Origin of the sequence: Microbacterium sp. (assembly GCF_049650565.1) — a bacterium.
Lineage (GTDB): Bacteria > Actinomycetota > Actinomycetes > Actinomycetales > Microbacteriaceae > Microbacterium.
In genome coordinates this window covers 67,803-76,016 of record NZ_JBASAK010000053.1, presented here as the reverse complement: position 1 = coordinate 76,016, position 8,214 = coordinate 67,803, and the positions used below count along the sequence as shown (strand labels likewise).

Here is an 8,214-nt window from a genome sequence, read left to right as displayed (position 1 = left end):
GGCCCCGGTCCGAGGACCGGGGCCACCGACGGGAGCCTGGGTGCTCAGGCCTCGCTCATGGCGAGCTTGGCCTGCTGGCCCTTGGCCGCGTAGTAGGCCGCGCGAGCGGCATCCTTCCGAGCCTGCTCCGCGTAGCCGTGCTCGAGCACATCCTGCGGCACCTCGAACTGGGTGTGCTGGTCGGTGCCGTGGTACTTCTCGATGTAGGCGTCCAGCTCGGGGCCGGACGTCCACGAGGTGATGAGGTTGTAGCGCGGCTCCGTGCCATTGTGCGTGGTCGCGTGCCACAGGCGCTGCGTGTCGATGATCAGCTGCGCGCCGGCGGGCAGTGCGATGCGCACCTCGCCCGCGGGATCGGTGCGGTTCTCGCGCAGGACGAAGAAGCTGTCCTTGTCGTCGGTCAGGTTGAAGAACCCGCGCACGACCCAGCCGGTCCCGTCTGGGTTGAGCCGGTTGTTGTCGTCCTGGTGCAGGTTGTACAGGCAGTCGCCGTACGGGGTGGGCTGCAGCTCGATGACGCGGCACCGGCCGACGTTGGCGCCGGGCTCCTGGGCGCGGCGGGTCAGGTTCGGGGCCTTGGCCACCTGCGAGTCGATCCACACGCCGTCCTTGTCGGTGCGCGGCGGCTTGTGGTTCCAGAAGCCGTTGCACTCGATGTCGCCCTTGGCGCTCGCCAGCGGAGCGAACCGGGTGTCACCGGAGGACTTCCAGTCGTTGTACTCGATGTCGAGCCACTCCTTGGGGTCCTGGGACTGGTCGTAGCTGTCGAGCACGACGAACCCCTTCTCCTCGAGCGCTGCGCACTTGATGTATCCCATGATCGAGTCATGTCCTTTCGTAGCGGGCCAGCACGTTTTAACAGGCCCTACTTAGGCAAGCCTATCCCCGCGTCCTGAGCGATTCACAGAGGCCGGCCGGAGAAAATCGGCGAAGACTAGACTCGATCCGGCAGCGTTCGGCTGCCCCGCCGATCGGAGGATTCACGCAGTGATGGCAAGGGCGACGAACGTCGAGGCGACCGCGACGGGAACCATTCAATGGCTGTCAGCGCCGAGCACGAACATCGTCGTCCCCGTGTATCAGCGGCAGTACCGCTGGGACATCGGCGCCTGCGAGAAGCTGCTCGCAGATGTGCGCACGGTGGCCGGCGGCCACGGTGAGCACCGGCACTTCATCGGCTCCATCCTGTCGGCGGCGGATGCCGGCGGCGGCGACCTCGTGCTCATCGACGGGCAGCAGCGCATCACCACGGTGATGCTGCTCATCGCCGCCCTGCATCACACGATCCGCGAGAGCGACGCCCAGCTCGCCTCCGAGCTGGAGGGCGTGCTGGTGCGCGCCGACGACGCGTCGCGCACCAAGCTGCGGCCGCACCACGCGTGGGCCGACCTGTACGAGTCGGTCGTGCTGGACCGCCGCTCCGACGCGGACCGCGAGTCGCGCTTCGACGACAACTACGCCTTCTTCCGCAGTCAGGTGCACCCCGATGAGGTGCCGCTGATCTGGGAGGGCCTGCAGCGACTCGAGCACGTCTCCATCACCCTGGGCTCTGCCGCCAACGCGCAGCAGATCTTCGAGAGCCTGAACTCCACCGGCCAGCCGCTGCGCGATCACGAGCTGATCCACAACTACATCCTCATGGGCCTGTCGCACGCCGAGCAGCTGGACGTCGAGGAGGACTACTGGCTGCCCATCGAGCGGCACACCGGCGAGACCATCGGCGCATTCTGGCGGCACTGCCTCGTCATGATGACGGGCCGCGAGATCGACGTCGCCGGCGAGCACGGGGTCTACGCGGCCTTCAGAAGCTCGTTCCCGCGGCTGGACGTCGACTCCCTCCGATCCGACGCCGGGACGTGGCGCGAGTACGCCGAACTGTACGGCATCCTGCTCGACCCCTCACGGGAGCCGGACCCCGGCATCCGTCTTCAACTCGAGCAGGTGAACACCTTCGGTCGCGTGAGCTACCCGCTCGTGCTGGGCGCGTACGCCGACCATCGTCGCGGCCTGATCAGCCGCGAGGAGCTCGGCGAGGTGCTGGAGTGGGTGCAGGCGCTGTTCCTGCGCCGCGCCATCGTGGGGCTGCCCACCGATCGGCTCATCGCACGGCTGTGCCGTGCCCGTGCGCAGGGGCGCGACAGGCTCATGCGCGCGATCGCCCGGATCACCCCGTCCGATGAGCGGGTGAGCGCCGTGCTGAAGTACGGCGAGCTCCCCCACCCCGCATACGTGCTGGGCCGCATCGAGGGCGTGGACGACACGAGCGACTTCGACGTGGAGAGCATCGTGCCGCCGGTGCCGGCGACGACCTGGAGCGGCGACGGGGTCCGGTCGTGGAACGAGTACAGCGAGGACGAGCAGAACAGCCACCGCGCCCTCTCTCCGACGCTCGGCAACCTCACGCTGCTGGAGGAGTCGCTGACGCTGCGCGTCTTCGGGGCGTCCTTCCCCGAGAAGCGAGACCAGGCGTACGCGCGCAGCGCGGTCGCGGCCACGCGGGAACTCGCGGATGCCGCATCCTGGGGCACCGCAGCCATCTCCGCGCGCACCGTGCGCCTGTCCGCCGAGCTGGTGCGCATCTGGGCGCGTCCCGAGGTCGGCGAGATCGATGACGACGGCCTGACGCCGGTGCTGGACGCTGTGCGCCGCCGCGGTTGGCCGGCGGGCTGGGACCGCGAGTTCGACTACTGCGAGTACCGCGGCGAGCACTGGGAGGTCAAGGACGTCAAGGCGCTGTTCAACCGGGTCTTCCGCCGCGCCTGGACCGATGACAGGCCGGCCGCGCTCGCCTACAGCGCGCGCCACGGCGGGCCGCTCTACACCTCCATGGCCTGGAAGGGGCATTGGGACACCCTCGCCGAGGGCGTCCACCTCTACATGGGGTGGGATTCCAACTACATGATGACGGCGCTGCAGGGGGTGCTGGAGGAGTCCGGCATCGCCTCCGAGGTGTTCGTCAAGTACTCGTACATCGGGAATGTGATGTGATGACCGCGACGACCACGATCCGACGCATGCAGGGCCTGACCGTCGAGGAGCACACGCTGACGCTCCCCCTCGTGTGGGGCGACGACGCCGACACCCGCACCATCGACGTGTTCGCCGCCGTGGTGAGCCGCGAAGGAGGCGAGGATCTGCCGTACCTGCTCTTCCTGCAGGGCGGCCCCGGGCATGAGGCACCGCGGGCGTTCCAGCGCCCGGCGTCGCCGGCGTGGTGGCTGGAGACGGCCCTCAAGGAGCATCGCGTGGTCATGCTCGACCAGCGCGGCACCGGACGCTCCACAGCCGTGAACGACGCGATCCTCGCGCAGGGTGCGGATGCCGTCGCCGAGCATCTCACGCACCTGCGAGCCGACTCCATCGTTCGAGACGCCGAAGCGCTGCGGCAGCACCTGGGTGCCGAGACGTGGAACGTGCTGGGTCAGTCGTTCGGCGGCTTCACGACGCTGGCCTATCTGACGACGGATGCCGCCTCGCTCGACCGCGTGTACTTCACCGGCGGGCTCAGCACCGTGGACCGCTCCCCCGACGAGGTGTACGCGCTGTGCTACGACAAGATGCGCAGCGCCTCGGAGCACTACTACCGCCGCTTCCCCGAGCATCGCGACCGCATGCGGCGCCTGGTGGATCTGGCATCCGCCGGCTCGATCGTGCTGCCCGACGGCGAGGTCGTCTCCCCCTCGCGCATCCGCTCCATCGGCTCGGCGCTGGGCACCGACGACGGCTGGACGACCGTGTGGTCGCTGCTGGAGCAGGATCCGGCCTCCAACGCCTTCCGCTACGACCTGGCCGCGGCCATGCCGTTCGATGGCCGCAACCCGCTGTACTTCGTGTTCCACGAGTCCAGCTACGCCTCCGGCCACGCTACGCGCTGGTCCGCTCAGCGAGTGCAACCGGCCGACTACACCGAGGACACCTCACTGTTCACCGGCGAGCACGTGAACAGCGAGTGGACCGAGACTGTGCCGGCGTTCCGGCCGTGGCGCGACGTGACGCTGAAGCTGGCCGAGCACGAATGGCCGACGATCTACGACGCCGATGCGCTGCAGGCATCACAGGCTCGCGGCGCTGCCGCCGTGTACGTGAACGACGTGTACGTGCCGATGGAGTTCTCGCTCGAGACCGCCGCTCTCATGCCGGGCGTCACTCCCTACGTGACCAGCGAGCACGAGCACAATGGCCTGCGCGCCGGGGATGTGCTGGAGCACCTCGTCGACCTCGCGCACGGGCGGCGCGTGCGCTGATCCCGATGCGCACGCGGGCGGACTCGGCGCCGACAGGTGTGGGAACGAACGCGAGCCGGCATGTCAAGGCACTTCACGGCGCCGTGACCGTGCGCGACGCTTCTCGCATGACAGACACGACTCAGCAGCCTGAAGACGAGCAGCAGCCCGGCCTGGACCAGCTCACGGAACCGAGCACCGAGAAGGAGCCCGACGAGGTGCCACTGGCTCCCACTCCGCATGACCCCGACCCGGACCATCGCGCCGTCGGCATCGGCGTGATCGGCGGACCGCAGGCCGACACGGACGACAGTGACACGGACGACAGCGGTCGCGACGACGACGAGCCGTGACGCCCGGCTAATCCTGCCGCCGCACGCGGCGGACGGGTGCCGGGGGCACCTGCTTCGCGGCCACGACCGCGGTGCGGTCGATGGTCACCACACCGTGCTTGCCGTCGACGGTCAGCGTGTGCTCATCAGCGGAGAGCAGCACGCCGAGAGCATCCGTCGCCTGACCGGAGGGGATCAGATAGCGCACTACCACGCGCATGCCGGGAACGAGATCGATCACACTCGATGGTAGGCACGATGCGGCGACACCGGCGCACCGCTAGGCTGGTTCCCTACGGGGCGGTGGCCAAGCTGGTGAAGGCAGTGGGCTCATAACCCAACGATCGCGGGTTCAAGTCCCGCCCGCCCTACTCAACGTGCTGTGCGGCGCTGTGCGTGACGATGTGGCCGAGGTAGATCTCGGCGTTGTTCACCAGACCGGCCTTCTCCTCGTCGTTGAGCGCGCGGCGCACCTTCGCGGGGACGCCCGCCACCAGCGAACCGTCGGGCACCACCGTACCGCCCAGCACCACGGCGCCGCCGGCCACCAGGCATCCGCTTCCGATGATCGCGCCGGAGAGCACCACGGCTCCCATGCCGATCAGCGAGCCGTCGCCGATGGTGCAGCCGTGCACGACGGCGTTGTGGCCGATGGAGACGCGCTCGCCGATCTGCACGCCGTGCTCCGCGTCGACGTGCACAGAGGCGTTGTCCTGCACGTTGGAGTCGGCGCCCACGACGATCGGCGCGGAGTCGCCGCGCAGCACCGCGTTGTACCAGACGCTCGCGCGGGGCCCCACTGCCACGGCGCCGACGATGCGCGCGCCGTCGGCGATGAATGCACCATCGTCGATCACGGGCTCCCGCCCCTCCAGGACGATCACGGATGCTGTCTCGGGGATCCTCATGACGGCGAGACTACCGCGGAATCCCGGTTCGGATCGGCCAGGTGAGCGTTGCCTTGGCTTGGTTGCGGAATGCTGAGCGCTGGGTAGCGTTGAGGACAGTAAGACCGTTTCACACGCTTCCGGAGGATTCCATGAGCAAGGCACAGACCGTCACCACCACCGCCGTCGATCCCACCGTGGCCGCGGCCGCCGCCCAGTTCCTGTCCCCTGTCGTCCTGGGTCTTGAGGCGCTCACCGTCAACGGCAAGCAGGCGCACTGGCACGTGCGCGGCGCCAACTTCGTCGGCGTTCACGAGTTGCTGGACACCATCGTCGCGCATGCGGCGGAGCACGCCGACACCGCCGCGGAGCGCATCGTCTCCCTCGGCCTGCCGATCGACTCGCGCCTCGGCTCCGTCGCGGAGAAGGTCGCGGCGACCGCCGTGCCCGCCGGTTTCGCGCAGTCCGACGAGCTGGTGCGCGCGGTCATCTCCGACCTGGATGCGATCATCGCCGATGTCAAGACCGCCGTCGATGGTCTGGATGCCGTCGACCTCACCAGCCAGGACGTGGCCATCGAGATCCAGCGCGGCCTCGAGAAGGACCGCTGGTTCCTCGTCTCCCACATCGCCGCCTGACCCGTCCGATCAGGCGCGGTGCGTGATCCGTCCGCCCAGGATCGTCATCGCCACGGGCATCCGCTCCAGGGCATGACGGTCGGCGGAGTGCGGGTCGGCACCGCACAGCACCAGGTCGGCCGGGGCGCCGGGGGCGATCACGGCATCGCCGTGCCGGCCGCTGGCGCGCAGCGCGGCTTCCATCGCCACGCGCTCCTCGGGGCGCCACGGCTCGCGGTCGTCGCCGGTGCGGAACACCGCCGCCGAGATGGTGATCCACGGATCCAGCGGCGCCACCGGGGCATCGGATCCGAAGCGCACGGGAACGCCGGATGCCAGCAGTGACGCCAGCGGGTAGGCGATGGCCTGCTGATTCCGCCACAGGTCATCGACCAGATCACGATCGTCCACGGCGTGCCGCGGCTGCACGCTCGCTGCGATCCCCAGTCGTGCGAAGCGCGCCAGGTCGGCGTGCCGCACCAGCTGAGCGTGCTCGATGGTGCCGCGCGCCTGCGTGTACGCGAAGGCGTCCAGCGCGGATGCCACGGCACGATCGCCGATGGCGTGCACGGCCACGTCGATGCCGGAGCCCGTCGCCCGCGTCAGCAGCTCGCGAAGCTCGTCGGGCGCGATGGTGAGCACGCCGTTCGTGCCATCGGGGTAGGGCTGAGCGCACGCGGCGGTGCGGGTGCCGAGCGACCCATCGCTGATGAGTTTGAGCGGGCCGACATGCACCAATCCGCCGGTGCCCGGAAGCTCCTCGCCGCTGCGCAGTCCCTCGGCGATGGCGCGGTCGAACTGATCCGGATAGAACGCGAACTCGACACGGTGGCTGTCGAAGCCGGCATCCGTCCGCCGTCGCCACGACTGCGCGTTCCAGGCCATGTCGAAGTCGACGAGTCCTGTGATGCCGCGCGCCGCCGCGCGGGCCCCAGCGGAGCGGATCGCCGCGTCGACGGTCGCGTCATCGGCGGCGTTGAGTCGCCGGGAGATCTCGAAGGCGTGCTCCTCGCGCAGCATGCCGTCATCGTCCACGCCGTCGAAACCCTCGCGGCGGAGGGCTGCGGAGTTCAGCCAGGTGCTGTGCACGTCGGCGTTGATGAGGTAGGTCGGCACCTCGCCGGTGACCGCATCGAGCAACGCTCGCGTGGGCCGGTCCGCCCAGAACGCGTCGCGGAACCCCGCGCCGACCAGACGCCCGTCCGGCAGAGGCACGGCATCCGCCAGCATCCGGACCGCCTCGGCGGCACTGACCGCTCCGCCGAGCTGCACGCGCTGGGCGTCCAGCGCCCACTGCACGGTGTGCACGTGGTGGTCCCACAGCCCCGGCACGAGCCAGCATCCGTCGCCGTCGACGACCTCGGCGGGTGCCCGCAGGTTGCCGGTGGGGGCGATGTCGACGATCAGGCCGTCGCGGATGAGGACGTCCACCGGCTCACCCGTCGGCAGCAGCTCACGACCGGGACCGGCGACGCGCACCGCGCGCAGCAGCAGGCCGGACGTCATCCGCGGTGCGCCAGACGGATCTCGTGCGCTCGCCGCATCTCCACGGCCAGGGCGGGATGCGAGTACTCGCCGTTGCCGTCCAGCTCCGCGATCACGCTCTCCACGATCGAGTCGGGTTTGTTCTGGCTGAGCTTGCGCTTGGCCGACACCCGCGTGGGCGTCATCCGGAAGCCGACCGTGCCCATCTCCAGCGCGCGCACAAACTCCTCGGTGTTCGGAGCCTGCCACATCATCCGCGGCTGCGGCAGCTGCCGCTCGAAGCGCGTGACCAGGTCGTCGAGGATCGTGAGATTGGCCTGGGTGTCGACGATCTCCGGGATGCCGGCCAGATGCACGGCCGTGTAGTTCCACGTGGGAACCGCGCGCACGTCGCCGTACCAGCTGGGCGAGATGTAGCCGTTGGGCCCCTGGAAGATCATCAGCAGCTCGCGCTCGCCCAGATGCAGCACCGCATCGTCGGGCTTTCCGACGTGCCCGACCACGGTCAGGTCGTCGCGGTCGGGATCCAGCAGCACCGGGTAGTGAGACGCCACCAGCCCGTCATCACCGGTCGCGATGAGCGTGGCCCACGGGTTCTGCTGGATCACCCTCCGCAGCTCGGCGATGTCGGTCATGGCGAAACTGGGATTCTGGCGCATGGATTCATCGT

At 69.3% G+C, this 8,214-nt stretch carries 9 protein-coding genes and 1 tRNA gene; 5 read left to right on the top strand and 5 right to left on the bottom strand.

Annotated elements, in window-relative coordinates; translation table 11 throughout:
• Positions 1-44: 44 nt before the first annotated feature.
• Positions 45-818 (bottom strand): hypothetical protein, encoded by a 774-nt coding sequence (locus tag WA967_RS09905; protein WP_424421864.1) that lies wholly within the window; start codon positions 816-818, stop codon positions 45-47.
• A gap of 172 nt (positions 819-990) precedes the next feature.
• Between WA967_RS09905 and WA967_RS09900 the strand changes: the two genes are divergently transcribed.
• The 3 genes from WA967_RS09900 to WA967_RS09890 all read left to right on the top strand — a co-directional run bounded on the left by WA967_RS09900 (position 991) and on the right by WA967_RS09890 (position 4,576).
• Positions 991-2,988, top strand: coding sequence for a DUF262 domain-containing protein (locus WA967_RS09900; RefSeq protein ID WP_424421861.1), 1,998 nt, complete (start codon positions 991-993; stop codon positions 2,986-2,988).
• Positions 2,988-4,244 (top strand): alpha/beta fold hydrolase, encoded by a 1,257-nt coding sequence (locus tag WA967_RS09895; RefSeq protein WP_424421859.1) that lies wholly within the window; start codon positions 2,988-2,990, stop codon positions 4,242-4,244. The genes WA967_RS09900 and WA967_RS09895 overlap by 1 nt, the downstream gene beginning before the upstream one ends.
• A gap of 107 nt (positions 4,245-4,351) precedes the next feature.
• Positions 4,352-4,576 carry a hypothetical protein gene (locus tag WA967_RS09890; protein ID WP_424421856.1) on the top strand — a complete coding sequence of 75 codons (225 nt, stop codon included), beginning with the start codon at positions 4,352-4,354 and terminating at the stop codon, positions 4,574-4,576.
• Positions 4,577-4,583: 7 nt separating this feature from the next.
• Here WA967_RS09890 and WA967_RS09885 read toward each other — a convergent pair whose 3' ends face one another.
• Positions 4,584-4,796: a hypothetical protein gene (locus tag WA967_RS09885; protein ID WP_424421853.1), complete on the bottom strand. Its 213-nt coding sequence runs from the start codon at positions 4,794-4,796 to the stop codon at positions 4,584-4,586.
• Positions 4,797-4,852: 56 nt separating this feature from the next.
• On the opposite strand from WA967_RS09885, the gene WA967_RS09880 reads away from it, so the two are divergent.
• Positions 4,853-4,926, top strand: a tRNA-Ile gene (locus tag WA967_RS09880).
• On the opposite strand, the gene WA967_RS09875 is transcribed toward WA967_RS09880, so the two are convergent.
• Entirely contained in the window at positions 4,924-5,463 is a 540-nt protein-coding gene (locus tag WA967_RS09875) for a gamma carbonic anhydrase family protein (RefSeq protein WP_424421850.1), read from the bottom strand. The genes WA967_RS09880 and WA967_RS09875 overlap by 3 nt on opposite strands.
• Positions 5,464-5,594: 131 nt before the next feature.
• Here WA967_RS09875 and WA967_RS09870 point away from each other — a divergent pair, with 131 nt between their 5' ends.
• A complete protein-coding gene (locus WA967_RS09870; RefSeq protein WP_424421847.1) occupies positions 5,595-6,080 on the top strand; it encodes a Dps family protein in 486 nt (161 codons plus the stop codon).
• Between the two features lie 9 nt (positions 6,081-6,089).
• On the opposite strand, the gene WA967_RS09865 is transcribed toward WA967_RS09870, so the two are convergent.
• Positions 6,090-7,565, bottom strand: a complete 1,476-nt coding sequence (locus tag WA967_RS09865) for an amidohydrolase (protein WP_424421845.1) — start codon at positions 7,563-7,565, stop codon at positions 6,090-6,092.
• Positions 7,562-8,203 (bottom strand): FMN-binding negative transcriptional regulator, encoded by a 642-nt coding sequence (locus WA967_RS09860; protein ID WP_424421843.1) that lies wholly within the window; start codon positions 8,201-8,203, stop codon positions 7,562-7,564. Before WA967_RS09860 ends, WA967_RS09865 begins: the two co-directional genes overlap by 4 nt.
• Positions 8,204-8,214 lie beyond the last annotated feature (11 nt).